This window comes from Oscillatoria sp. FACHB-1407, from assembly GCF_014697545.1.
In the GTDB taxonomy this organism is placed as follows: domain Bacteria; phylum Cyanobacteriota; class Cyanobacteriia; order Elainellales; family Elainellaceae; genus FACHB-1407.
On sequence record NZ_JACJSA010000007.1, the window covers coordinates 90,754 to 115,850 of the forward strand.

Consider the following 25,097-nt stretch of genomic DNA (forward strand, 5'->3'; position numbering starts at 1 on the left):
ATATCTGTGTAAGCGTTGAGGAATTCATCAAGACTAACCCAAGCATTGAGAAGCGTCAGGAGAATACACAGAAAAATTAAACAATATTTGAGCAATAAACCTCAAATCTAAGGTCTACTGGCTATTACTTCATCGAAGGTCGGAAGCGGGTAACGCGATTCGAACGCGCGACATTCACCTTGGCAAGGTGACGCTCTACCACTGAGCTATACCCGCGAATAACGCATTTACTATAGTGTCAGAAATGCGGGGGCTTGTCAACCATTTTCTAGCAAATTGCCCCATCGATTTTGCTAGAGATACCGGGGTGAGTGGGTAAAAGGGTAGCGGTGAGCCTGATTCATGTATCCGACCACCCGTTATTGCCCTACTCTCTCCCCATTTGATCAGCTGGGGCTTTCGATCGCCTCATCAACCTCTGCACTTCTAAGAGAAGCAGGCAGACTTTGAGAAGCGGATGCTCCAGCAATTGCGCCATTGTAATCGGGGGTGATGGCTCTCACCTGCCGCATCAGGCTTGCCATCTCAATGGCATTCATGGCGTAGTCCCAGCCTTTGTTGCTCTTGATGCCTGCGCGTTCTAGAGCTTGCTGCATGGTGTCGGTGGTTAGTACCCCAAACACCACTGGAACCCCAGTCTGGAAGGCAGCCGCTGCGATTCCTTTAGAAACCTCAGCCGCAACGTAATCAAAGTGCGGAGTTTGCCCCTTGATGACGGCACCTAAGCAGATGATGGCGTCATAGCGACGAGACAACGCTAATTGACGTGCCACCAAGGGGATTTCAAAGCTCCCAGGCACCCACACGTAATCGACCTGAGTCCCTTCAGGATTGGGATCAATCCCGTGTCGCTTAAGACAGTCCTGACAACCTTCCAGGAGTTTTGTCGTAATCAGATCATTAAATCGACCGATCACCAGTGCCATGCGGAACGGCTCGGTTTGGGTAAAGGTGCCCTCAAAAACTGCCATGATATATCGGTACAGGCGATCGCCCGGTTTGAACCACTAGTTAGACCACTAGATAGTTTAACCCACCGACGAGTAAGACTAACGCCACCCAAACAAAAGACCCTAACAAAATGAGCCGCTTAGATTGATCCCAGTTTTGAGGGCTGGCGTAGGCAACAGGTACGCCAATCACCATCGCGAATGACATCAACACTAGACCGATTAGAGCAAACTGGAACAAAATAGACATTTTTAAAGAATTCCTCTCCCAGCACAGCAACGGACTCACATCAGGCAATTGCACCCGCCTGTGTATCATCCCTAGTAAGTAACCTATCAGAAATTGAACCTCCTTCAGCACTTTCTCTGCCAAGATCGGGAGGGAAAAGAGAAGAAAGAAGAGTGAAAAAAGAAGAAAGCCTAATCCGTGTACAGACGCGATTATGAGAGTTAAGACAATCATCTGCAATTTCTGAAGTACGAGTCCCTCCCTCGCGGTCAAGATCCGCACTCCTCTTTACCCAACTTATTCCTTGACTGTCGTCATCACGTTTATCCCGTTCCCCATTCCCCACTCCCCCCTTATGGATTTGATCCTCTGTCATACAACGGCTGACTTTGACACGCTGGGGGCAGCGGTTGGGTTGACGCGGTTACATCCTGGCTCACGGGTGGTTGTAACCGGGGGGGCACACCCTGCTGTGCGCGATTTTTTGGCGTTGCACCGGGATGAGTACCCGCTGATTGAGCGGCGATCGGTCATTCCATCAGAGGTGCGATCGCTCCTGATCGTAGATACGCAATGGCGCGATCGCCTGGGTAAAGCCGCGGAGTGGCTGGATTTGCCAGACGTGAAGATTTGCCTCTATGACCACCATCTGGATGCAGACAGCGACATTGAGGCTGATGAGCGGGTGATTGAGTCAGTCGGTGCGATCACAACCCTGGTGGCAGAGCAACTGCAAGCTCAGCAGATCCAACTGACGGTGCCGGAGGCAACCGTGATGGCACTGGGGATTCATGTTGATACCGGGTCGCTCACCTACGACCACACCACGGTTAGAGATGCGGCAGCGTTGACCTGGTTGATGGGGCAGGGAGCAAGTTTAGGGGCGATCGCGGAGTATGTGGAACCGGGGTTGTCGCCGGAGTTTCAAGACCTGTTGGCGATCGCGTTGAAGGAGATCCACACGGAGATAGTACGAGGCGTCACCCTTGCCTGGGTGTTGTTATCAACCCAAGATTTTGTGCCGGGGTTGTCCACGTTGGCGTCGCATGTGCTGAGCCTGACTGAGAGTGACATCCTGCTGTTGGCGCATCACTACAACCCCAACGAGTCGGGTGAGTCAAAGTTAACGGTGATTGGGCGAGTCCGCAGTGGGTTGTGGGATGCTGCCCAAGACATTGACCTGAATCGACTACTGCAACCCTGGGGCGGTGGGGGACACCCCAAAGCTGCCGTGGTGACACTGCGGGGGGACGATCCACAGAAATTGCTGGGGCAATTGTTAGCGCAGATTCGTGACCAGATTCCCCATCCACCACTGGCACGCGACATTATGTCGGCTCCGGTTCGCACCATTCGCCCAGAGACGGCGATCGCCGAGGCTCAACGAATTCTCTTGCGCTACGGACACTCTGGCTTGTCTGTCGTGGATGCTCAGGATCAATTGGTGGGCATCATCTCCCGTCGCGATATTGATATTGCCCTACATCATGGGTTTAGCCATGCCCCTGTGAAGGGCTACATGACCCCCAGTTTGAGGACGATCGCCCCAGAGACGACGTTGCCAGAGATTGAATCCCTGATGGTGACCTTTGACATCGGTCGGTTACCTGTGCTCGATCGCGGCAAGTTAGTTGGCATCGTCACCCGCACCGATGTATTGCGCCAGTTGCACCGCGAAAAGGCGATCGGGGGTCGTGGCAACTCCCCAATCGATGAGGTATGGCAACCCCTTCAATCGGCTGATGCGGGTTCCTATCGGCTGTGCTGGTTGCCTCATCTGGTGCAAAATCTATTGCGTCAGCGGTTGATCGATCCACTGTGGCAGGTCTTGATGACTGCTGCCGAGCAGGCAGAGCAACGGGGATGGCAGTTGTATGTGGTGGGCGGTGCGGTGCGAGATCTGTTACTGGCAGATCCACAGCAACCCCTGTTAATTGATGACATTGACCTGGTAGTCGATGGGTTTCACCAATCTGCCGATACGGGGGCAGGGGTGGAGTTAGCACGGGCATTGCAACAGACCTATCCCGATGCACGGTTACAAGTGCATGGACGGTTTCAAACCGCCGCCTTGTTGTGGCATCACGATCCCGCTTTGGATTCCCTCTGGATCGATATCGCTACCGCTCGCACTGAGTTTTATCCCTATCCTGCTGCCAACCCAGAAGTGGAAGCCAGTTCGATCCATCAGGATCTCTACCGTCGAGACTTCACCATCAACGCGCTGGCAATTCGGCTGACCTCGCCTCGTTCTGGAGAGCTACTAGACTTTTTTGGCGGAGTGCCCGACCTGCAACAGCGGCAAATTCGCGTTCTCCATGCCAACAGCTTTATTGAAGACCCAACCCGGATTTATCGAGCCGTGCGCTTTGCGGTGCGGTTGGGGTTCCGGTTGGAGCCGCAAACCGAGGACTACATTCATCATGCGATCGCCAGTGGTATTTACAACCGTGTTCAAGCTGAGATGGATCGCACTCCAGCCTTGCAAACTCGACTGCGACGAGAACTGAAATACATCCTGGAGGCTCCCTACTGGAAAAAAGCTCTGCGTTTGCTGGCTGACCTGGGTGCGTTGAAATGCCTGCATCCCACCCTGGAGTTGACCCCTGAGTTGTGGTGGCGATTGCGATTGGGCGATCGCTGGCTCAAGCGATTTGACCCCCAAGCAACCCTGCCTCACTGGCAAATGTTGTTAGAGGTACTCATCGTCCAACTGGCTCCCGACGAACGGGGCAGAGTGGCAGAAAACCTGCAACTTCCAGCCGAGAGCATCGAACGGTTGCGACAGTTTGCGCGAACTCAAGCTGAAGTGACAACAGGGTTGTCTACAGACCATTCCTCAGCTATGGCTGTCCAGTGCAACGTCTCTGTCAAACCCAGTCATGTGGTGCAGCAGTTGAGTGCTTATGACCTGCCCACCCTGACCCTGCTTGCGCTTCATAGCCCTCGTCCCTTGCGACGGTTGATCTGGCAATATCTGATCTGCTGGGCAACCATCCAAGCTCCACTGGATGGCAACGATCTCAAGGGATTGGGCTACAAACCGGGTAAACACTTCAAAGTCATGTTAGAGCAACTCCGAGCCGCCACCCTCGATGGGGAAGTGGGCGATCGCACCTCTGCGGAGGCTTTTTTAGCAACACACTTTCCGTTAGGAAGTAGGGGAGTAGGGGAGTAAGGGAGTGGAAGAAACGCGATTAATCGCGTCTTTACAGTTGTCCTATCACCCCATCACCCCTTTCTGATCCCCAAATTCTCCCGATTAGAAGTAGCATAAGTGGGAAGATCTGATAGTTCTAAACGACAGTCTTATGAGTTTGACGGCCGGTACTCCGTTGCAAAACGGCAAATACGTGATTCAAGCGGTGCTAGAGCAGAGTGACTTTGGCACAACCTACAAAGCGACTCATGTTTATTTAGACCAGGCTGTCATATTGCAAACGCTGGAAAACAAGCATTCTGACCTCGAAAAAGTAACCTGGTTTGAGCAGCAGTTCTTAGCAGGGGTACGACGACTCAATAAGGGTGAGAACCCCTATCCAGGGCGAGTGCTGGACTATTTTACAGAGAGTCAGTCCCCTTATGTGGTGTTGGAGTATATTCCAGAGCACCCCCTTCCTAAAATCCTTGACTGGTTATTGACTCCATCCGCAAATGATGCCAATGGTGCGTCAGAGCCTGTAGAAGACTCCAGGGATTCTGAACCATTAACAGAGGGGCTTTCAGCGGGTGTACCCACGATCGCCCAGGTGACCACTGCTTTGCAACAACCCAATGGAGCGATCGCCAATGGTTCTTTGACGAATGCTGCCACGCCCGGAACAGCGACGAATGGAGCAACCAACGGTTCTCTGGCTCCTGGCTCCCCCACTTCTCCTCCCAATGCGGCAACGGTAGTAGTGGCTCGCGCCGGAGACAAGCGATCGCCTGCTTTATCCACGGTCGTCAAGCGCAAAACTAACCCCTGGTTGCCTGCGTCGCTGATGCTAACGACAGTGGTTGCCGGTTTAGCAGGCGCAGGATTTGGGCTGACACTGCGGTTTAACCCGCCGACTACGAACAGCCATCCTATTTTTAGCAATGAGCAAGCCTTCCCACCAACGGAGGGGTGGCCTATTCAGGAGGAAATGACTGAGAGTTTTGCGCCATCAAGGTGGGATCGTCCAGCGGAACAGCTGAATGAGGACCCAGTGAGCGATCGCTACGTTGCGCCCCCCATCGATCCGGTTGAATCGTTTGATCCAGACAAAGTGACCCTGCCGGAAGAAACGATTCCTAAAACTCCAACTGAGTTTGAAGGATCTGAACCCCTTGTCCCGGAGGAGTTGCCTCTGCCGGAACCAGCCGCCGATACGTCACTACCTCCGGCTGATCCAGTCTATGTTCCACCCGCCAGTGTGGAACAACCCGCTCCTCCACCCGCCATTGAACCTGCTCCGGTAGCACCCGCTCCAGCCCCTCAGTCACCGCCTGCGTTGTAAAAGCAATTGCCCACGGCTCTGAATAGGTTGAGTGCATTTACAGCAGTGTGCAGTTGGTTCATTACACGGGGTTCCACCCCACACTCTGTGCTCTACCCAAGTGGATGCCGCTATAGAATTTAGCGGCACAGTTTAGATGGACACCCATTCTCGTTGCAAATCGGTTTACACTGTGTAACCATAACGCGCGTGTAATTTGCACTTACTAGCTTCTATCAGTGTTCACCGTTGGGTTTGAGCCATGTTTAACCTTGTTTTCCGTCGCATTGTTCGATTCTTTCTGCTGGCAGGGCTGACATTTGGCTTACTGGTCGCCTGTAATGCTCAGCAACCTTCTACAGAAGCTCCAGAGCTATCTACTCAGCCATTGGTTGTTGCGTCATCACCATGGCCTGGGTTTGCTCCCCACTATGTGGCACTGGCAAAAGAGTTCTTTCAGGAAGAAGGAATTCTGGTGGAGGATCAGTATTTTCAAATTGCTACCGATGTTAATACAGCATTGTTAGCGGGTAAAGTGGATCTGGCATGGACTGGTGTTCCCGATATGGTGATGATGGCGGAGCGTGATCCATCGCTGCGCCTGATTGCGCTGTCGGATTATTCCAATGGGGCAGATGGCATCCTGGCGCGAAACGTTACGCAAGCTCAAGACCTGAAGGGCAAAGAGATTGCCTGGGAGGAGTTGCCACTCCAGTCGTTGTTATTGCGGAAGTATTTAGAGACGGGTGGTTTGACTGAACAAGATATTACGCTGCTGACCATGCCTGCTGCTGAAGCGGCTACAGCGTTTGCCAGTAAACAGGTGGATGTCGCTGTCACCTATGAACCCTGGTTATCTAAAGCGGCTCAAGAGGGTCAAGGGGAAATTGTTTTCTCTTCTAAAAACACCAATATTATTCCGGTTGGTTTAGTGGTCAAAGAAGCTATCCTTCAGCAACGGAAACCCGAAATTTTGGCATTTTTACGGGCGATCGATAAGGGAGTGCAATTTGTACGCCAAAGCCCGGATGAAATGGCTGAGATTACCGCTCAAAAGCTAGGGGTTACACCAGAAGAAGTTCCGGCTTTATTGGATACCGTCCGCATCTTTGATATGGAAGAAAACGCAACTGTTGTTTTCAATGCCGACGATCCACTCAACGTCATAGATAGTCTTGAATTTGCTGCAAAAACCAGTCAAGAGATCAAGTTGATCAGTCAACCTGTTGATGCCACAAAACTCTATGACGACTCACTGGTGAAGGAGTTGCAAGCGAGTTAGAAGATGGCTGCTGTAGGGGCGTCTCGCGAAACGCCCCTCCGGAATTCATACATTAGATCAGTAACGCTTTTGAACGAATTCAATGAAGCCGCAGAGCTTGTGTTAAACGGCTACACCCTGCGTTAACCCGATGAATTGTTGCATAAAGCGATCGGCTAACGGTCTTACCAGTGGTTCGTGCGATCGCGCCTCTGCCAACATTTGCTCCAGGGTTGTATCTGTGATTTTGCTGTCTTCCAGTTCTTGCTCAATTACCGCACCACAACTTTTTAGAGCCGCTTCATTCATCTCCAGGTGAAACTGAATCGCCCACACATGCTGCTGATATCGGAAGGCTTGACTGGGATAGCGATCGCTAAACGCTAAGTGAACGCACCCCTGCGGAATCTCAAACGTATCCTGGTGTGACTGAAACACTCTGAATTGCTCCGGCAACCCTTGAAAGACGGGATCGTGCTGTGCCGCTGGCTTGAGCTTTACTTCACACCAGCCTGCCTCACGCCCGTTTTCACCTCGGTAGACTCTAGCACCCAAAACGTTTGCCAAAATTTGCGAGCCTAAACAGATGCCCAATGTAGGAACAGTTTGAGCGATCGCCTCTTCGATTAGCCCAAACTCGTAACGTAAGAAAGGATATTCCTCGTCCTCAAAGGCACTCATCGCCCCACCCAAAATGATCAGGTGGGAATAGTCGGTGATGGGTTCTGTGAGCGTTTCACCCAACACGGTGTCTAAATAGCGAAAGGGGATTGAGTTCTGACGCAGCTCGGCTTCTAAAAACCCTAATTCTGAGCAAACTTCGTGGCGAATTACTAGGACGCGATTGTGTTCTGGCACTCGATTGTGTTCTGGCATGTGCAACTCCTGAGTCAGACCCGATCATCATTTTTGATCTGGAATTACGGTTTCCGTAGTCTAGATAACGGTTTTCAGCAATCCAACCCTTGAGGATGGATGTATTCAGTTGTTATAACATCTCGACCATGTCTAGACCACTGACTTCCTTAACCCCTGAACAAATTGCTAGCTTTCACGAAGACGGGTTTTTAATTATTGAAGATCTCCTGGATCAATCTCTGGTCGATCGACTGGTTAGCCGAGTTGAACCCCTATTTTCGGGTGACTTTGAGACGGGGGTGTATCCCGACGAGTGGCACTGGAATCCCTATCTGAGCTTGTCTGGAGCGTCGGGACAAATGACGGGCGTATGGAAGTGCGATCGCACCTTGGCGAGTGTCATGCTCTCTAGCGGATTGGGGCAAATTTGTGCAACTTTAGGTAATTGGTCAGGTGCTCGCGTTCTGGTGGATGGGCTGTGGCGCAAACCTTATGGAGCTTCAGAAACAACGTTGCATCAAGACTCAATGTACTCCTTCTATCACACACCGCAAGACATTGTGATTGCCTGGATTGCCCTCAGCGATGCGGTGCAGGGAGCAGGCACGATTGAGTATGTACGCGGTTCTCACAAATGGGCTTTATCGCAAACGGTTGGTGAGTTTCACGCGGTGAACAAGAGCTACCGCTCTGACATGGAGCAAGCGGCTGCACAGGTTGGAATCGATAATCCTGAGGTGCTGCAACTGGAACTCAAACCCGGTAGCTGTGTCTTGCACCACGGACACACCTGGCATGGTTCCGGTAAAAACACCACTCCTGGCAAGCTACGTCAAAGTTTAGTGGTGGCTTGCATTCCTTCGGAGTCTCGCTTTAAGCCTGCCGGAACCTATGTTCCTGGAGGTTATATCGCAGGGCGTTACAAGCAATATGGCAGCGATGCGATGGATGAAAGCTTTTTCCCAATTTTGTGGACGCAGGATGGCTATCGCACGCCCTTCTTAGCCGATTACTGTCAGGATGCGCTGCCAGCAGCTTCGGCTCTAGTTGCATTGGTGTAGCACAACTGATTTTGGATTCTAGATTTGCGATGTTGGCTTTGAGCAAGCCTGAAAGTTCTGACTAATTCTTAGAAATATTTGTCATGGTGCATACACCGATTAGCCTGAGTGAGGCTCAAATTCAGCAGTTTCAAGAACAGGGATTCCTGATCCTAGACAAGTTCTTAGAGTTAGATCTGGTCGATCGCATTGTGGAACGCCTCGACCCCCTGTTTGCTACCCGCTTTGAAACGGGCAACTATCCCGATGAGTGGTATGGTCGTCCGGGCTTAAACATCCCCAACTCGACACGGCAGATGAGCGGCATGTGGCATTGCGATCGCACCATTGCCAGCGTCACATTCTCCGCCGAGATTGCCCGCCTCAATGCCACTCTCATGGGCTGGTCGGGTGGTCGGCTTGCCACCGATAGCTGTTGGATTAAGCCCTCTGGTGCGCCAGAGGTAGCCTTCCATCGCAACAACACCTATGCGGCTTGCATCAATCCCCCATCGCTCGTCACCTGCTGGATTGCCCTCAGTGAGGCTACCGCTCAGGCAGGCACCCTAGAGTACGTCCCCGGTTCGCATTTATGGCATTGCACCGACCAACCCCGATTTCTACATGCTCCCAAGGACGACTACCGCCAACCCCTGTGGGATGCAGCTAAAGAAGCGGGTGTCGATTCCCCAACAATCCTCGCGGCTGAGATTCCCCCAGGTGGGTGCATCTTTATGCATGGTGATTTGTGGCATGGCTCTGGTGTAAACCAAACCACGGATCAAACTCGTCGCAGTTTTGCCGTAAGTACCTTTCCAGCCCACGCTCAATTTCAATCAGAGGCAAAATATGGCTATATCTTCAGCCGTTACCGTCGAGTCACTTCTGTTGAAATGGACGAGAGCTTTTTTCCCATCCTGTGGACATCAGATGGCTACCGATCGCCCCTAGCACGGGATTATTGTGAGGATGCGATTGCTGTTTAGAGGGAGTGGAGGAGTAGGGGAGTAAGGGAGTGGGGAGTAGGGAATGGGGGACAATTGACGATTGACCAATGACGATTGACGATTGACCGATGACGATCCACTTTGTTCATTAGGATAAAAAAAGTCCTTGCATTTCTAGAACTATGGCTCAAATATTTATGGCGATCGCCGCTGTCTTAGGAGGGTTATCTGTCGCTGCCGGAGCGTTTGGCTCTCACGCATTGCGGGAACGGTTAAGTGATCGCGCCGCTGAGATTTTTGAGATTGCCACTCGCTATCAGATGTATCACGCGCTGGCACTGCTGCTGGTTGGCATCTTGCTGAGTCGAGCAGAGACGGCTCAAGCATTGCTCACGGGTTCAGGCTATGCCTTTATTGCGGGGATTTTGATCTTCTCAGGCAGTCTCTACGCCATTAGTCTCTCCCAAATCAAAGTGTTAGGAGCCATTGCCCCGGTCGGAGGGTTAGCCTTGATGATCGGATGGGGATGTCTGGCGATCGCGGCATTAAATTTCAAGGGATGAAGCTCTGGAGAGTAGAGGAGAGACGCGATTAATCGCGTCTTTACGGTTGTCCTATCGCCCCATCACCCCGCACCCCTCTTCCTGGCAGATTGCTTAATATTGCTTTACTCTAGTAGGCATGGTTGAACAATTGAAGCCCCGCTATTCAGTCGCTTGGACGAATAAGATTGCTGAGATCCCGCAAGCTGAGTGGGATGCGCTCGCCATGCCGTTAAAAACGCCCTTCCTGGAGTGGGAATGGCTCCACAATATGGAGTCCTCCGGCAGTGCGACGGCAAAAGCAGGATGGTTGCCCAATCACCTTACCGTTTGGCGCGATCGCACTCTGGTTGCGGCGGCTCCCCTTTACCTCAAGGGACACAGCTATGGCGAGTTTGTCTTTGACCACCAGTGGGCAGACCTGGCAGCCCGGTTGGGTGTGCAATACTACCCCAAACTGTTGGGCATGTCACCCTTTACCCCGGCTGAGGGCTATCGCTTTTTGATTGCACCGGGTGAAGATGAGGACGAGATCACGGAGTTAATGGTGTGGGCGATCGACCACTTTTGCCAGGAGCAGGGCATTTCGGGCTGTAATTTTCTCTACGCCGACCCGGAATGGCGACAGGTGATGGAACGTCACGGTTTTGTCAGTTGGCTACACCATAGTTACATCTGGCAAAATCAGGGATTTCAAACCTTTGATGATTATCTCGCTGTCTTCAACGCCAACCAACGACGCAACATCAAACGAGAACGTAAAGCGGTTGAAAGTGCAGGTTTGCGCCTGGAATCTATGACTGGAGATGCGATCACCAAATCGCTGTTGTCGTCGGTCTATCACTTTTACGCCGATACCTGCGATAAGTTTGGCTGGTGGGGCAGCAAGTATTTAACTCGACGATTCTTTGAGCAGTTGCACCCCAACTATTGCCATCGCATTGTGGTGTTTGCGGTGTTTGGGGAGCAAAACCCCCACCACCCCATCGGCATGTCGTTTTGCCTCACCAAAGGCGATCAACTTTACGGACGCTATTGGGGCGCAACGCAAGACTTTGATAACCTGCACTTCGACACCTGCTACTACACGCCGATCGAATGGGCGATCGCTAACGGCATTCAAACATTTGACCCCGGTGCAGGCGGACGACACAAAAAACGACGCGGATTTCCTGCTACTCCTAACCATTCGCTGCATCGCTTTTATGAGCCACGTTTAGATCACATCTTGCGATCGTACATTGACAAGGTGAATGATGCAGAACAGCAAGAAATAGACGCCATTAATCAAGACTTGCCCTTTAAGCAAGCTAACGGTTGAACCACCAGATCTCGTTTAAGACAATTCTTCAAAATTATTTCGTAGGTTTTATCTAAATATATCGAACCTGATTTTGCATCTCATCCGAGGTAACTTGATTGAGAATAACGAGTAATCTTTGTGCAATTTCTTGAGGAGAACGACGAACAGCAAAAATTACCCCGTAGTGTATTCGTCCTGAATTAAAGTAATCCTGTACAAGTTCCTCAAAATCAGTTCTGTTGTGAGTAACCAGAGTTCTTGCTTGACTTACAGCAAAGGCAAGTTGCTCTGCATCAGTTGTGTGAAGTTGCTCTGCATCTCGTGCAGTAATGACATCAAAACCTCTTGCTTGAAGCAAATCGGCTACTAATACATTGACATCCTCATCCAAATACAGACAAGTGAATATGCTACTCACAAATCTCTAACCAATGGGTCGAGCAATTCTTCAGGAATGCGGTTTTTTTCAATATATTGATTAATTTCGTCTTGGTGGTCGCTGTAGTAAGTTAATGCCCCAAAGACTTGCCCCAAAGTCAGATGCGGCATCCCTTTGGGAATTTCTTCGGGTGCAATGCCCATTCGCCAAGTTTCAACAATTGCCCTAATAGGTGTACGAGTTCCTCGGACGATAGGTTCTCCATGTAAAATCTCATCATCTCGAACAACATAAAGATATTCCGTCGCTTGAACCATGTTAACCTCTCAAGTCGGTTACTTCTTTATTGTAATGTCTGGAACAATGATCTCAGGCGATCGCTTGTAGGGTAGGTTTCCTTCGTCAACCTAACCACTTCTTAGCCACTACTTCACACGCTTCAGAGATCGCTAGCTAATCCTTGCGTGCATTAAACAAACTGGCAACCTTTGGCTTATGGTGATGATAACAGTGAATGGGCAACCGATGCGGTTAGTCGGTAGAAAAGTGAGTGTCGGCGATCGCGCAGGTGATGTGCGGGTTACTGGATTGGATTTGTCTCCCGTACTGCCACTGGATCAGTCTCAGGGAAAAATTCGGTTGTTGATCACAGTACCTTCATTGGATATCGCTCCGTGCTCTCTAGTTGTTAGAGAATTTAGCGATCGCCTGCATCAATTTGGTAACTCAGTAGCCGCTTATCTAATCTCCGCCGATCTGCCCTTTGCTCAACAGCGTTGGAAACAGGCAATAGGTGTGGATAACATCACGTTGCTCTCTGACTATCGTGATATGGATTTTGCGAGGGATTGGGGGGTGCTTGTGCAAGACCTGGGATTGTCTGCCCAAGCGGCCTTTGTTGTGGATGCCACGGGAATCGTAATTTATCGCGAAATTGTCACTGAATGGTTGGCAGAACCTGACTACGATGGAGCGATCGCCGCTTTACAGACCGCGCTTTAATCATTGGCAAGCTGGAAAGAGCGATCGCCCCTTATATACGTTTCTCCATTAGCACAAACAGCTTACACTCATCACTCGGTAAGTTCTTGGGAGCTTTGAGGAGAGCCATTTGGAGTCAGATCACCTGCGATCGCTCCTGCCCGTTCCAGTGCCTCTGGAATATACCGTGGATCGAGAAACATCACCTTACTGCTACCACTGCTGCCAATTCGGACACCCATATCGAGGTAGTTTTGCGCCAAAAGAAACTGTAATGCTTTGGCTGAGTTTGGATCGGCGTTTAACCGTTGCGTAATGATTTCCATTGCAGAGGCAGTTCCCTGTGCATTCAAGATTTGTTTTTGTTGATCTAATTGAGCTTTGAGCAACGCTATTTTTTGGTGTGCTTCAGCTTCAATGAGTTGAGCTTCGGCTTCACCTTTAGCCGTGTTAATTAAAGCTTCCCGTTCTCCTTCTGAAGTCAAAATAGCGGCTTGTTTTTTGCGTTCGGCTGACATTTGTAGTTCCATTGCTCCTTGTACAGTTTTGGAAGGAACAATGTCTCGCAACTCAACACGCGTAATCTTAATACCCCAGGGATTAGTTGCGATGTCTAACTCTCGCAACAAGATTTCATTAATTTCAGTGCGGGCTGTAAAGGTTTGGTTCAGTTCCAACTTACCGACTTCTGAGCGAATTTGAGTCAGGACTAAATTCACCATGGCAGATTGCAAATTCTGGACTTTGTAATACGCCTTTTCCAGATCTAAAATCCGCCAATACACGACCGCATCAACCGTAATAGCAACGTTGTCGCGAGTAATGCAATTTTGCGGCGGCACTTCTAATACTTTTTCCCGTTTCGTTTCCTTAAAGACCACCTGCGAAATAAACGGCGTGATGAAATTTAAGCCCGGTTCCAAACGACGGCCATCGTAACGCCCTAACATTTCGACAAGGGCTTCATCCCCTTGATTAACAATACGAACACTATTGGCAAGGGTGCATGTGCCCCCAACGGCAAGCACAATCATCAAAAGCCATTCAGACATAGGAGTGTCTCCTTGTATTAAGGATGAAAAAGCTGTTCGGGAGCAACGATTAAGATGTTGCCTTCGCGACGCAAAACATACACTTTTTGGTGAGGGGCGATCGCCTGGTCATAGTTCTCACAACGGGCTTGCCACGAGCTTCCTTCGTACAACACCCGCCCCATTTGCCCCGGTTGCAATTCATTTAAAGTCTCAGCCTCAGCCGCATCCAGGCGCATCGAGTGCTTACGCCGCACAAACACTGGACGAATCCAAATGATGAAGGATAGGGAGACGCCGACCCAGTACATGATTTGCATCCCAAACCCTTCGTAGTCCATCCGTCGCCAGTCAAAGCTAAAGAAAACACTGCCTCGCCACAGGATAAATGTCAGCAGCAAAGCACTCACGCCTGCGGAGAGAGCAAACAAACGGTACTTAGAGGCGACTTTTGGAACTAGCAAAAATTCGGTAGCCGTCAAAATCAGCCCCAACAAGAGCCAAAAGAAGGGGGGTGGCACCCTTAAAGCCCAGACTTGACCTAAATAGGGTGGCAACTGGAAGAACAGTGAGTAGGACAACACACAAGGCTCCCGATAAATTCATCTGATGTTCACTCAAGCAGGCATACAGCAGTTCGCGATCGCTTTCTAATGCGGACGGGAGGTGATGCACGAGCGATCGCCGAATCAGTCGAACAATAATTTTCTACTGCTGTGATTTAACCCAGATTGCTTGAGGTAATTTCATCCCAATCATGGGGCTAAATATTTCTTAACGTAATATTTGACAATGCAGATGCTATTCAACCGAGCTTTGGTAGTGGTGGATTAACCACTGAGCGAGTTCACAAAACCCATCGACCTCAGCAGTTTGGGTTACCAATTTGGGTTTGTGACGTAACCGATCGCCATAGTGCAACACGTTTGCAACACCGACTGAAATGGGAAAGCGATCGCCATCAAACAAACTCTCATCATTGGGGCTATCACCAACGGTTACAACTTGTCGTAAAGAGTAGTTGGGAAAAAAGTGAGTGAGCACCTGAGACAATCCAATCGCTTTGTCTTGCTGCATCAATTTGATATGACATTGCACCGTACTGTATGTGAATCCCCAACCGCGATCGCTGCAAAATTGACTCATTGTTTCTAGATCAGCAGAACTCAACCCACTGACATCAAATGTCCAGTCGGTCAAACGAAAGCGGTTATCCGTTGATTCGCAGATGTTAGGAAATTGGGTTTGTAATTGCTGAAATAAGTCAGCCAAATGCTGACGATGTTCTTTCAAATCGGGTAGAGGGACAAGCAGTTTAGGGTCACTGTCTGCGTTGGGATAAAATAGCCCACCATTCTCGGCGATCGCCCCTGCCACAGGGAGGTAGCTGACGACTCCCTGCACCCACCCTGCCGATCGCCCTGTCACGATGACGACCGGAATGCCAGCAGCAGCTAAGTCAGTCAATGCTGTGAGTAATGCGGCGGTAAATTTGCCCTGTTTCGTTAACGTGCCATCCATATCGGTGGCAACTAGGCGTATAGTTTTGAGGAGATCCGAACTTGAATGTAATAAGCTAAGAGTCATTTGGCAAAGACCATTAAAATACGCCATGGCAGAATTGACCGTCGAGCAGCGCAATCACTACTACCTTCTTGAAGCCACCCGAACTGGGATTCACAAACCCATCCTGGCAGCGTTGTATGTCGCCCACTACAGCCCAACCTTGACCGATGGTGAGGTCGGATTGGGAATTGCGCCCATCAATCGAATTCCGCCTGATCAGGTTAACACCTTTCCAGAGCAGGTGCAGTATGCGGCAAACACGATTCGCAGCATCACAAACAGGCTGACGGCTCAAGGCTGGGAAGGCGGCGAATTGTGGAATGTAGAACAGGGGCGGTATAGCGATCGCTTCATTAAAGAGGTTGCTGATGGCTATACTCCGCCAGCGAATGACCCAACGGCGGCATTGTTAGAAGCCAGTGATTACGAAACCCTGTTGCACTCGTACCTAGAAGAGGTCGCTGTTGACCACGACATGAGTCAACTACCAGAGGATCTGGCATTTCTAGATCCCATGTTGTTGGAGTTTATCGAGCAAATTCCTCGTTATTACCAAAATCTGCCCTATCAGCGCACAGCCTTGTTAGAAGCGGCTCGGCTCTGGCGCAAATTAGACACCCGTGAGGAGGCGATCGCAGCCTTCAATATCTCTGGTTCATCGTCGGCAACAGGGGTATTGGCTGATGAAAGTTTTCTTGATCCGGCGTTACTGCAATTCATTCAAACAGTGCCGCCCTATTACGCAGGCTATCCCCATCAGCGAGAAGCGTTGCTGCGGTTAGTGCAACTGTGGCGGCAAGTGGATTCGCGTGAAGATGCGATCGCCCTGTTGCAGAGCCAAGATCCCGATCAAACTGAAAAACCGTTAGACTCTGCCCTGATTGCGTTTGTGCAACGCCTGCCCCAGTCCTATCAAGGCAAAGGGGAACAGCGCAACGCACTCACCGAGACGTTTCGCCTGTGGCAGGGGCTAGGATCTCGCGCAACGGTGTTGACCGAGTTGGGCATCAATCCACAAATGCTAGCTGGGGCAAATCCCGATCGCACTGTGATCGAAAACGCTGCTCGGCAACTCGATCGGGCGTTGCTAGAGTTCATTAAGCGGGTGCCTTCGACCTATCAAGAGACGGAGGCACAGCGTGAGGCACTGATTCGTTTGGTGCAGTTGTGGCGAGGCTTGCCCGGGCGAGAAAGTGCCATTCAATCATTGCTAGACGATCTCCGCCGTATGGAACGGGCACGGCGCGATTCTCCTGATGCTCCGCCCCCACCACAACCTGTAGCACTGCCCCCCCGACCTCAACAGTGGACTCCAACCAACATCCAGCTTTACGCTTCCATCATCCCCAATGGCAACTTTACCTGGGCAGAAGCAACCCATGGGGGGAGTCGGATGCCACCCAATCAGGCTACTGTGGACGCGATCGTCCGAATTGCGCAACTAGCTCAACAAGCTCGCGATCGCCTCGGTCGTCCCTTTCGGGTGACCAGTTGGTATCGCCCACCTGACCTGAGCCAGCGGATTGAGGGTATTTCCCAGAGCCGTCATGGGGTTGGAGATGCGATCGACTTTTACTGTGATGGTCTAACCGGAAATCAGGTGTATTGGGCACTGGATCCCTGGTGGACTGGCGGATTAGGGCGGTATCAAAAATTTCCCAACCTGATCCATCTGGATGCCCGTAACTACCGTGCGAGGTGGACACACTAGAAACCAAAGAGAAATGAAAACCGGAGAATGAACTGCAAAAGGTAGTTGCCAATGCGGATCAACGTCAGGAACGTGGCATCTTTGATGTCAATCTGATCATCGGGTGTAGCCGTAATCATTGAGGTTAGGACGGGGTGCAGGGATGAAACCCCTGGCTGAGGGCACAAGCCTCCACACCCCCTTTGTCCTAAGTTAGCTGGCTAAAGCCATAGCAAAAAACGATACAAATCGTGACATTCCCACGTTTATAATTGTTGAGATTGTAGGGTCAGGGGGCATTCTGAAAATAAATGCAGAATTTTAAGATCTCCATCTGCCATGTCAACTCAAACAATTCTTGTGGAACCCTGGTTGGCTCAAGCTCCTCCTCGTTCGCAGCCAGAGTCATCGAGTGCGGGACAATTCTGGATGATTGCAACTGGCATACTGCTGCTTGCTCTCATTGGTGGAGCAGTATACGGTAAGCTGACCATTGACAAGCTCAAGAAACAGAAGCGGTTTGAGGAATACAAAAACCGAGAGTTGCAAAACAAACTCAAACTGGCTCTGAGCACCATCAGTAAGATGGAGAAGAACCCCGATTTGATTCACTCACGGGAGTTTAACCTTGACTATCTGCGTATGCGGATGGAGGAGGAACAGTTTCACTTTGCGATCGTTAATCAAATCAAGATTAAGGTCAAAGAAAAAATCACGGTGGCGTTGCGTCCAACCCAGGCAGAGCAAGGGCTATTGGGAATTGCCAGTACTGCACGTCAGGTCGATGAAATTTTTGACGTGGAATATGATCCCTCTGAAAATCAGCGGGGGGTCAAGCGAGTTCTATTCCGTATTCAAGTCAAGCTTGCTAAATTGCCGACTCAGCCGACCTCTGTCACAATTAGCCAGATCATCGACTGCATGAAGACTTTCATGAGTAAAGATGGTGAAAATGACAACTGGCAACCGACAATTCAAGGTCGCATTGCTTACATGCACTGGGATCAAAAGGCAAAACCTACTCCCCTGTTAGTGTTGGAGCAGTCTACAGAAGGGGTGAATGTCACCTTCCGGACGACTCGTATGGCTCAGGGATAAGCCGCAAAATTATTGAGTCTCCATCACTGCTTCTTCAGTAATTCACAATACCACCCGTAAACTTTACGTAAAGGTACGGAAATACCCTTGCGATCGCCTACCTTCATAGGTCACTCTGGACTGGTATCCTGTAGTACCGATGTAAAATGGCACGCGATCGCGCTAGGAATACTCTTTCCCAATCTAGAGCTGTCATTCTTGGCTCTACATCTCAAGTCTTTAATGACTCGGTTGGGTTGTCTGATAAAGACGATCTTTATCGGGTGACGATTGGCAGTCGTAGCAACTTTAGCCTCCAACTGAGTGGTCTTCGAGGTAGAGCTAACGTCGATGTTGAGTTGTATAGCCTCAAAGGGGCTAAAGCAGCGGTTTTGCGTCGCATCGGGCGAATTAACTTTAGCAATCTCCGCCCCTCTGATATTCGTCGCTATTTGACACGATTGGGGCGATCGGCTCGTCCCGGTCGCAATAATGAAGTTTTGAATCAAGTCCTCAATGCTGGGGAATTTTATGTGCGAGTCCTGCGTCGCAGCGGAGACACTAACTACAGATTGTCTCTAACAGCGACTCCTGAAAACACAGGTGGCACAGGTGGCACAGGCGGTACAGGTGGCACAGGTGGTACGGGCGGTACAGGTGGCACAGGTGGCACGGGTGGCACGGGCGGTACAGGTGGCACAGGTGGCACGGGCGGTACAGGTGGTACGGGCGGCACGGGCGGCACAGGTGGTACAGGTGGTGGCGGAGGGACACCCGTTCCCAGCCAATTTGCGCCTGCCTGGATTCGGCAACTGGGTAGTTCTGCTAACGATTACGCCTACGGCATCGCTTTTTCAGGCTCCAGTGTGTTAGCCGCAGGCACTACTGAGGGCACCTTGCCTGGTGGTGGGCAAAACAACGCGGGTGGCAGCGACAACTTTGTTGTGCAATACAACAGTGATGGCACTGCCACACCCCAGGTTGTCCGGCAATTTGGCGGAGCCACCAGCGAACGCATTTTTGACATCGAAGTAGATGGCTCTGGCAATTACTATGTGGCTGGAGTCACAATCAATACCAACAGTGGTCTTATTCCTGTGATCAATGGCTTTGTGGCCAAATACAACAGCACTGGTGCTGTTCAGTGGAATCAACTGATTGATACAGATACCAATCCATTGGATAGAAAAGCCGACTTAGCCAGCAGCCTTGCTTTAGATAGCCAGGGGAATGTCTTCGTCGCCGGATTTGTGCGTGGGTTTCCTGGGGTGACCCCTGCCAATGCGTTCGTTGCGAAATACAATGCGACAACGGGTGCTGCCGTGACTGGTTTTGGCAGTGCGGGACGGGTCGAGTTCTTCGGAACAACACCCGCCTCTGAAGCGGCTTCGGCGGTTGCCGTTGACGCAGATGGCAATGTCTACATCACAGGAGTGACTAACGCCACTTTGAGCACGGATGTGAATAACCCATTCACAGGCGGGGATGCCTTTGTGGTGAAATATAACGGCTTAAACGGTAGCCAAATTTGGGCACCGCAAACCCTGGCAACGACGGGGCAAGATTATGCGCGTGGAATCGCGATCGCTGGCTCTAACGTCTACATTACTGGAGATACCACAGGCACGTTGGCTGGACAAACCAGTGCAGGTGGTACAGACGGGTTTGTGGCACAGTTCACTCAGACCAACAATGGCACCACGGTGAGCCAGGGATGGGTCAGACAGTTTGGTACCACTGCCCTAGACGAATCTCAAAGTGTTGCCACTGACAGCGCAGGCAACGTTTACCTCACCGGGGAGACGAATGGAGCGTTGTTTGGTGGCACTCCTGGTGGTGGCTCAGATGCATTCATTGCTAAATACGACAGCGCGGGCAATCGCCTCGCCAGCACCATCTTGGGAACAGCCCAGGCAGATGAGGCATACAACATCCGGGTGGATGGCTCTGGTAATGTCTATGTGGTTGGGCAAACTCAGGGCGCACTGGGCGGTTCGGGTAGCTTCCAGGGTGGCTACGATGCGTGGATTGCAAAATATGCACCTTTCTAAGGGCATTCGTGAGGGTAGGGTTGGGTTGGAGCGGCGATCGCCTCGTTCAACATAGCCCATCTGCTCAGCGCAATCCCAGTACAACCTCCGTAAATATTGGGTTGTAATTGTTGGTGTGGATTTAGTTTCCTAAAGGTATGGCACACAAAAACGCCATTCTATTTCACGTGAAGCAATAGCAATTTATGGTGGACGGTGCTGGAAATCGACTGATAACGGCTAGACGAGTAGAGCTATCTCGTCGGGGTGTTGCGTTTGAGGATGCGATTGGGAGAGGCGATCGCGCAGATTTTTATCGGTTTGAAATCAGCCGCCGCAGTGCCTTTAACCTGACGCTTAGAAGCTCTGCGATCAATGCGGATGTAGAGCTGATTCAAGATCGCAATCGCAACAATCGGGTTGACGCCGGGGATGTGGTTGCGAGTTCACGCGCACTCAAGGGCAAGGTTGACTCGATCAACGTCATTGGAATCCCTTCTGGAACCTACTTTGTTCGCGTGTTTCCGCGTGGGGTCGGCAAGACAGACTATCGCCTCTCTTTCTCCGCCCGACCTGCCGCGACGGCTAGTTTTGCCTATCGGGTGGTGGAGCTAACTAACTTTTTCCGCGATCGCAACGGTTTGGCACCCCTGGCAATCAACACCCAACTCAGCACGACGGCACAAAATTTTAGCCGTCAATTGGCGTTAGGAGATTTCCTCGACCACAACGCACCGGATGGTTCTACGATTGAGAGCCGCATCCGCGCGTCGGGCTATCAACCGCAATGGTGGGCAGAAAATATCGCTGCTGGCTACGCTACGCCCGATCAAGTTGTGCAGGAATGGATCAACAGCGAAGGACACCGCCGCAATATTCTGTCACCTGAGTTGCGAGAGATTGGCGTGGGTTTCTTTAACCTTTCCCCCGACCCAGGTACGCAAACCTGGCAATATTACTGGACTCAGAGCTTCGGAACGTTGATCTGATTTCTGGGCAGGGCTGAGGCATTGGGCAGAAAAACTTTGAAACCTATGGCAAACTTACTGCCACAGGCTGCGTCCCTACGGATAACGTGTCGGGTAGTCGCGCACAATGCGAATTCCGACTAGAGGCAACATCTTCTGGCTAAGCCGATATTGCCGAATCAGGTTGCCTTGAGTGGACAACACGACGGGTTCATGTTGCTCAGCGTAACACCAGTAACCGAATAGGGTTTCACCGGATGAGCCACGCTCCAGAGGATACTCCTTCGCTTCTGTTAAATTGGGCAATCTGATTCTAAAGTCGCCTACAAACACGGAGGCACCTGCTTCTAAATAGGTATCTCCCAGGTTGTTCGATCGCTGCGTTAGCCAGTTACAAAACTCTTCAGCATCATTCAACCCAACTCCAATGATGGGCTTATGAGCCGCTCCAGGGGCAAATCGATCTGTTTCCCAATGGCGAGGTTGGCGGGTTTCTCCGGCTTTGCGGCTCTCGTCAATAAAAAGCTGATATTCTGCACAGGTGATGTAATCGCGATCGATCTCCGTATGCTCGTCAATGGGCAATAGTTGACGCAAACGGCGATTGAGTTTGACCTCAACGGCTAGCTTAAAACGGTCTGGATGAAGGGATTCTAACCCCTGTTCTAAGGTGGTTTCCAGGTGTTGCCGTACAGTCGGATGCACACTCAAGGCTTCCTCTAAGCATTCATACGCCAGGGTTAAGCTGGCGATCGCGTCTCGATTTAATGCCGTTTGAATCAAATATGTAGCATCGCCTTGAGCCGCATAGAGACGGATTGTTTCCTCCCACCAGGGTTCGTCAATGTTGCGAATCAGCACAAATTCCTGATTCATTTCCTTGATCTGCACAGATGCCAGATATTCCTGAAAGCTTTTGTGAGCAAATTCGTACACCCCAGGCTGCTTCTCAACAATTAAGCCACTGACATTTTCAATCTGTTGCAGAAACACATCGGGATACAGCGTCTCTCCAGTCACCGCTGTCAGCTTCTCCTGGATCAGCAAACTGGCTTGCAACAGGGTAAACTCGCGCACTTGTTTTCGCATCCGGTTCAATGCCAGCACTTGTAGAACCGATTTTTTTTGTATGGCTGTGAGTGAATCAGGGGGCAGATTTTTAGCCTCCTGGCGTCGCCCCAACAACACATCGCAAATTTCGCTATATAACTCAACCCGACGACCGGGCAATGCTCCCCGATAACGGTGAATGGTGGCAATCATGGTCAATAGTAAAGGATTCACTGCCATCGCTACCAGCGGAGAATTGCGCTGAATTCGGGAGATCAGGTCGTTCGCTTGCTGAGTGGCGATCGCTCTCACTCCAGGGTCATCCCGCCCCAATCGGCTCATCATCTCCGTTTGCAGATACCAACTGCGGATAAACTGCTGCATCTGCTTCAGGTTAAACGGTTGCACCTCAAGTGTGCTGACCTCCTCCAGGGGAGCGGTTTTGTAGCCAAAGGGGCGTGACGTGAGAATAAAACGATTCTCTGGGTAAGTTCTAATCTGCTGGGCTACCCAATGACTTACCTGCTGTCGTTGCTGGGTATCGGCGACTTCGTCCAGGCCATCCAGCAACACCAGACATTTGCCCTGTTTTAAGCGCGTTTGAAACCAGTGGGGGGGTGGGTTGAGAGCCTGAATGCTGGCTTGCTGCTCAATCAGAGCCGCTAACATAGGTGGGTTCTCAGTTATAATCGCTCCTCGCACATCTCGTAAGTACAACAACACTGGCACTAATCGAGGGGTACGGCGATGATAGCGACGAGAAAAATGTTGGGCATAGGTAAGAGTCAGGTGTTCTAGCAGGGTGGTTTTGCCAGAACCGGGAGGACCAAGGATAACTAAACGACGCAAGGAAGGGATATTAGCTCCCAAAAAATCCCAGATATCTAATCCCTGCTTCACCTTGCGGGGTTGCAACATGGCTGCTGTGATGTTGTCAGCACTTTCAGGGGCAACCCGCAGGGGCACAAACACCTTCCGCAAATCCAGCACAAAGGGACCGCGTGTTTTTAACCCCTGCACTCGATAATCGCGTAGCAGATAAACCAGGCTCTTGTAATATCGCTGCTGAAAGCCACTAAAAACGAGTCCCCATCCCTGTTGTAGCAATTGCTCCAGTTGCCCAACCAGCCAATCTGCGATCTCATCCGCTTTTTGATCGAGCTTGGCATCCAGCTTGATCAGCACGCGCTGCGCTACAGTGGTGATGAATTTTCGTCCCAAGGTTAATAAGGTCAGGGCGATCGCCCCCATAGGAGCTAACCAGGGGTGGCTCTGCACGACTTGTGAGAGGCTGTTCCAGATGTCTTGCAAATAGGACATTAAACGCAGAGAGCAGAGGTGCATACAGGGACGTTTTGCCAAACGCCCTCTGTCTAGCATTATGACCTCAATCATTTATCGAGTCGCAAGCGATCGCCACTCTTCAACAACTCACTCTGTTCACAACCCCTGCTCTACTAAACCACTCTACAAATTATTTTCCTTTAATGTGAGTTGCTCAAAAAATGGGATAACCTGTTGTCTGACATTGCCTCCTAAATCAGGTAATGAGCGATTAAACCTCATCAGGGGAAATGTGTTGCACCGCCAGTGCAATCGATACAATACATGATTATGTAAGGAGTTTCAAATGGCTGCCGTCAAGGTAGGTATTAACGGGTTTGGTCGAATTGGGCGGCTTGTTTTCCGAGCCGGGATCAAAAATCCAAACATCCAGTTTGTTGGAATTAATGACCTTGTTCCTCCCGACAACCTGGCGTATTTATTGAAATATGACTCCACTCACGGACGTTATTCCGGAACTGTTGAAGCAAAAGAAGACGGCTTCGTGGTCGATGGTCAGTTCATTCCCTGCGTCTCGGTGCGAAATCCGGCTGAATTACCCTGGGGCAAACTGGGTGCCGATTATGTGATTGAGTCCACAGGGCTGTTCACCGACTTTGCAGGTGCTTCTAACCACCTCACTGCTGGGGCAAAGCGAGTGGTCATCTCTGCTCCCACCAAAGATCCCGACAAAGTGCCTACCTTGTTGGTCGGTGTCAACCACGATAGCTTTGACCCTGCCCAACATACGGTTGTCTCCAATGCCAGTTGTACGACCAACTGCCTCGCCCCGATCGCCAAGGTCATTCACGACAACTTTGGCTTACAAGAAGGGCTAATGACCACAGTTCACGCTACAACTGCCACCCAACCCACCGTCGATGGTCCCAGCAAGAAGGACTGGCGGGGTGGACGGGGAGCCGGACAAAACATTATTCCCTCTTCGACAGGTGCAGCTAAAGCCGTGACCTTGGTTCTGCCAGAGCTGAAAGGAAAGCTGACTGGAATGGCGTTTCGCGTTCCTACCCCCGATGTATCTGTTGTGGACTTAACCTTCAAGACTGAAAAAGCCACCAGCTATAAGGAAATTTGTGCCGCGATGAAGGAAGCCTCAGAAACCGCTCTAGCTGGCATTCTGGGCTACACCGATGAAGAAGTTGTTTCCACGGACTTCCAGGGTGATTCCCGCTCTAGCATCTTTGACGCAGGCGCAGGGATTGAACTAAATCCTAACTTCTTCAAAGTGGTGTCCTGGTATGACAACGAGTGGGGTTATTCCTGCCGAGTCATTGATCTGGTGATCTCAATGGCAAAAAAAGAAGGGCTATTGATCTGAAGTATCTCAGAAACCAGGTTTCAAGCTCTAAAACTCCGGTTTCTGGTGTAACCCAATGAGCTGTAGGATAGCTACC

General features: G+C 50.8%; 23 protein-coding genes and 1 tRNA gene. 13 read left to right on the plus strand and 11 right to left on the minus strand.

Features of this window, described 5'->3' with window-relative positions:
• Nucleotides 1–144: 144 nt before the first annotated feature.
• The 3 genes from H6G89_RS13345 to psbZ form a co-directional block, all read right to left on the minus strand.
• Nucleotides 145–216: transfer RNA gene (locus H6G89_RS13345), tRNA-Gly, on the minus strand.
• Between the two features lie 170 nt (nucleotides 217–386).
• Entirely contained in the window at nucleotides 387–971 is a 585-nt protein-coding gene (gene ribH / locus H6G89_RS13350) for a 6,7-dimethyl-8-ribityllumazine synthase (RefSeq protein ID WP_190506973.1), read from the minus strand.
• Nucleotides 972–1,011: 40 nt separating this feature from the next.
• Nucleotides 1,012–1,200, minus strand: coding sequence for a photosystem II reaction center protein PsbZ (gene psbZ, locus H6G89_RS13355; RefSeq protein WP_190506975.1), 189 nt, complete (start codon nucleotides 1,198–1,200; stop codon nucleotides 1,012–1,014).
• A 334-nt stretch (nucleotides 1,201–1,534) separates the two neighbouring features.
• Here psbZ and H6G89_RS13360 point away from each other — a divergent pair, with 334 nt between their 5' ends.
• The 3 genes from H6G89_RS13360 (at nucleotide 1,535) to H6G89_RS13370 (ending at nucleotide 6,921) form a co-directional block, all read left to right on the plus strand.
• On the plus strand, nucleotides 1,535–4,357 hold the full coding sequence (locus H6G89_RS13360) for a CBS domain-containing protein (RefSeq protein ID WP_190506981.1): 2,823 nt from the start codon (nucleotides 1,535–1,537) through the stop codon (nucleotides 4,355–4,357).
• Nucleotides 4,358–4,490: 133 nt separating this feature from the next.
• The gene (locus tag H6G89_RS13365) at nucleotides 4,491–5,660 is read left to right on the plus strand and encodes a serine/threonine-protein kinase (protein WP_190506983.1); all 1,170 of its coding nucleotides are present in this window, start codon (nucleotides 4,491–4,493) and stop codon (nucleotides 5,658–5,660) included.
• Nucleotides 5,661–5,901: 241 nt separating this feature from the next.
• Entirely contained in the window at nucleotides 5,902–6,921 is a 1,020-nt protein-coding gene (locus H6G89_RS13370) for an ABC transporter substrate-binding protein (RefSeq protein ID WP_190506985.1), read from the plus strand.
• Nucleotides 6,922–7,023: 102 nt separating this feature from the next.
• Here H6G89_RS13370 and H6G89_RS13375 read toward each other — a convergent pair whose 3' ends face one another.
• Nucleotides 7,024–7,776, minus strand: coding sequence for a type 1 glutamine amidotransferase (locus H6G89_RS13375; RefSeq protein WP_190506988.1), 753 nt, complete (start codon nucleotides 7,774–7,776; stop codon nucleotides 7,024–7,026).
• Between the two features lie 128 nt (nucleotides 7,777–7,904).
• Here H6G89_RS13375 and H6G89_RS13380 point away from each other — a divergent pair, with 128 nt between their 5' ends.
• From H6G89_RS13380 to H6G89_RS13395, 4 genes are all read left to right on the plus strand, one after another.
• Nucleotides 7,905–8,819: a phytanoyl-CoA dioxygenase family protein gene (locus tag H6G89_RS13380; RefSeq protein ID WP_190506990.1), complete on the plus strand. Its 915-nt coding sequence runs from the start codon at nucleotides 7,905–7,907 to the stop codon at nucleotides 8,817–8,819.
• An 83-nt stretch (nucleotides 8,820–8,902) separates the two neighbouring features.
• Nucleotides 8,903–9,784: a phytanoyl-CoA dioxygenase family protein gene (locus H6G89_RS13385; RefSeq protein ID WP_190506992.1), complete on the plus strand. Its 882-nt coding sequence runs from the start codon at nucleotides 8,903–8,905 to the stop codon at nucleotides 9,782–9,784.
• Nucleotides 9,785–9,927: 143 nt separating this feature from the next.
• Entirely contained in the window at nucleotides 9,928–10,308 is a 381-nt protein-coding gene (locus H6G89_RS13390; RefSeq protein WP_190506994.1) for a DUF423 domain-containing protein, read from the plus strand.
• A gap of 118 nt (nucleotides 10,309–10,426) precedes the next feature.
• Nucleotides 10,427–11,608, plus strand: a complete 1,182-nt coding sequence (locus tag H6G89_RS13395; RefSeq protein WP_190506996.1) for a GNAT family N-acetyltransferase — start codon at nucleotides 10,427–10,429, stop codon at nucleotides 11,606–11,608.
• A 52-nt stretch (nucleotides 11,609–11,660) separates the two neighbouring features.
• On the opposite strand, the gene H6G89_RS13400 is transcribed toward H6G89_RS13395, so the two are convergent.
• Complete coding sequence (locus H6G89_RS13400) at nucleotides 11,661–12,008, minus strand: DUF5615 family PIN-like protein (protein WP_190506998.1); 348 nt, start codon at nucleotides 12,006–12,008, stop codon at nucleotides 11,661–11,663.
• Nucleotides 12,005–12,286: a DUF433 domain-containing protein gene (locus tag H6G89_RS13405; RefSeq protein ID WP_190507000.1), complete on the minus strand. Its 282-nt coding sequence runs from the start codon at nucleotides 12,284–12,286 to the stop codon at nucleotides 12,005–12,007. The genes H6G89_RS13400 and H6G89_RS13405 overlap by 4 nt, the downstream gene beginning before the upstream one ends.
• Before the next feature lie 178 nt (nucleotides 12,287–12,464).
• Between H6G89_RS13405 and tpx the strand changes: the two genes are divergently transcribed.
• Nucleotides 12,465–12,971 carry a thiol peroxidase gene (tpx, locus tag H6G89_RS13410; protein WP_190507002.1) on the plus strand — a complete coding sequence of 169 codons (507 nt, stop codon included), beginning with the start codon at nucleotides 12,465–12,467 and terminating at the stop codon, nucleotides 12,969–12,971.
• A gap of 71 nt (nucleotides 12,972–13,042) precedes the next feature.
• On the opposite strand, the gene H6G89_RS13415 is transcribed toward tpx, so the two are convergent.
• The 3 genes from H6G89_RS13415 to H6G89_RS13425 form a co-directional block, all read right to left on the minus strand.
• Entirely contained in the window at nucleotides 13,043–14,002 is a 960-nt protein-coding gene (locus tag H6G89_RS13415; RefSeq protein ID WP_190507005.1) for an SPFH domain-containing protein, read from the minus strand.
• 17 nt (nucleotides 14,003–14,019) lie between these two features.
• Nucleotides 14,020–14,565: an NfeD family protein gene (locus tag H6G89_RS35005; RefSeq protein WP_309229847.1), complete on the minus strand. Its 546-nt coding sequence runs from the start codon at nucleotides 14,563–14,565 to the stop codon at nucleotides 14,020–14,022.
• Between the two features lie 217 nt (nucleotides 14,566–14,782).
• A complete protein-coding gene (locus tag H6G89_RS13425; RefSeq protein WP_190507006.1) occupies nucleotides 14,783–15,568 on the minus strand; it encodes an HAD family hydrolase in 786 nt (261 codons plus the stop codon).
• A 25-nt stretch (nucleotides 15,569–15,593) separates the two neighbouring features.
• On the opposite strand from H6G89_RS13425, the gene H6G89_RS13430 reads away from it, so the two are divergent.
• A complete protein-coding gene (locus H6G89_RS13430; protein WP_190507008.1) occupies nucleotides 15,594–17,258 on the plus strand; it encodes a D-Ala-D-Ala carboxypeptidase family metallohydrolase in 1,665 nt (554 codons plus the stop codon).
• Here the strand turns inward: H6G89_RS13430 and H6G89_RS35700 are convergent.
• Entirely contained in the window at nucleotides 17,255–17,377 is a 123-nt protein-coding gene (locus H6G89_RS35700) for a hypothetical protein (protein ID WP_255519408.1), read from the minus strand. The genes H6G89_RS13430 and H6G89_RS35700 overlap by 4 nt on opposite strands.
• A gap of 199 nt (nucleotides 17,378–17,576) precedes the next feature.
• Here H6G89_RS35700 and H6G89_RS13435 point away from each other — a divergent pair, with 199 nt between their 5' ends.
• The 3 genes from H6G89_RS13435 (at nucleotide 17,577) to H6G89_RS13445 (ending at nucleotide 21,333) form a co-directional block, all read left to right on the plus strand.
• Nucleotides 17,577–18,335, plus strand: coding sequence for a hypothetical protein (locus tag H6G89_RS13435; RefSeq protein ID WP_190507010.1), 759 nt, complete (start codon nucleotides 17,577–17,579; stop codon nucleotides 18,333–18,335).
• A gap of 146 nt (nucleotides 18,336–18,481) precedes the next feature.
• Nucleotides 18,482–20,365, plus strand: coding sequence for an SBBP repeat-containing protein (locus tag H6G89_RS13440; protein WP_190507012.1), 1,884 nt, complete (start codon nucleotides 18,482–18,484; stop codon nucleotides 20,363–20,365).
• A gap of 185 nt (nucleotides 20,366–20,550) precedes the next feature.
• Nucleotides 20,551–21,333 carry a CAP domain-containing protein gene (locus tag H6G89_RS13445; protein WP_190507014.1) on the plus strand — a complete coding sequence of 261 codons (783 nt, stop codon included), beginning with the start codon at nucleotides 20,551–20,553 and terminating at the stop codon, nucleotides 21,331–21,333.
• Between the two features lie 75 nt (nucleotides 21,334–21,408).
• Here the strand turns inward: H6G89_RS13445 and H6G89_RS13450 are convergent, their stop codons facing one another.
• Nucleotides 21,409–23,682 carry an NACHT domain-containing protein gene (locus tag H6G89_RS13450; RefSeq protein ID WP_190507016.1) on the minus strand — a complete coding sequence of 758 codons (2,274 nt, stop codon included), beginning with the start codon at nucleotides 23,680–23,682 and terminating at the stop codon, nucleotides 21,409–21,411.
• Nucleotides 23,683–23,992: 310 nt separating this feature from the next.
• Between H6G89_RS13450 and gap the strand changes: the two genes are divergently transcribed.
• A complete protein-coding gene (gene gap, locus H6G89_RS13455; RefSeq protein WP_190507023.1) occupies nucleotides 23,993–25,021 on the plus strand; it encodes a type I glyceraldehyde-3-phosphate dehydrogenase in 1,029 nt (342 codons plus the stop codon).
• Nucleotides 25,022–25,097 lie beyond the last annotated feature (76 nt).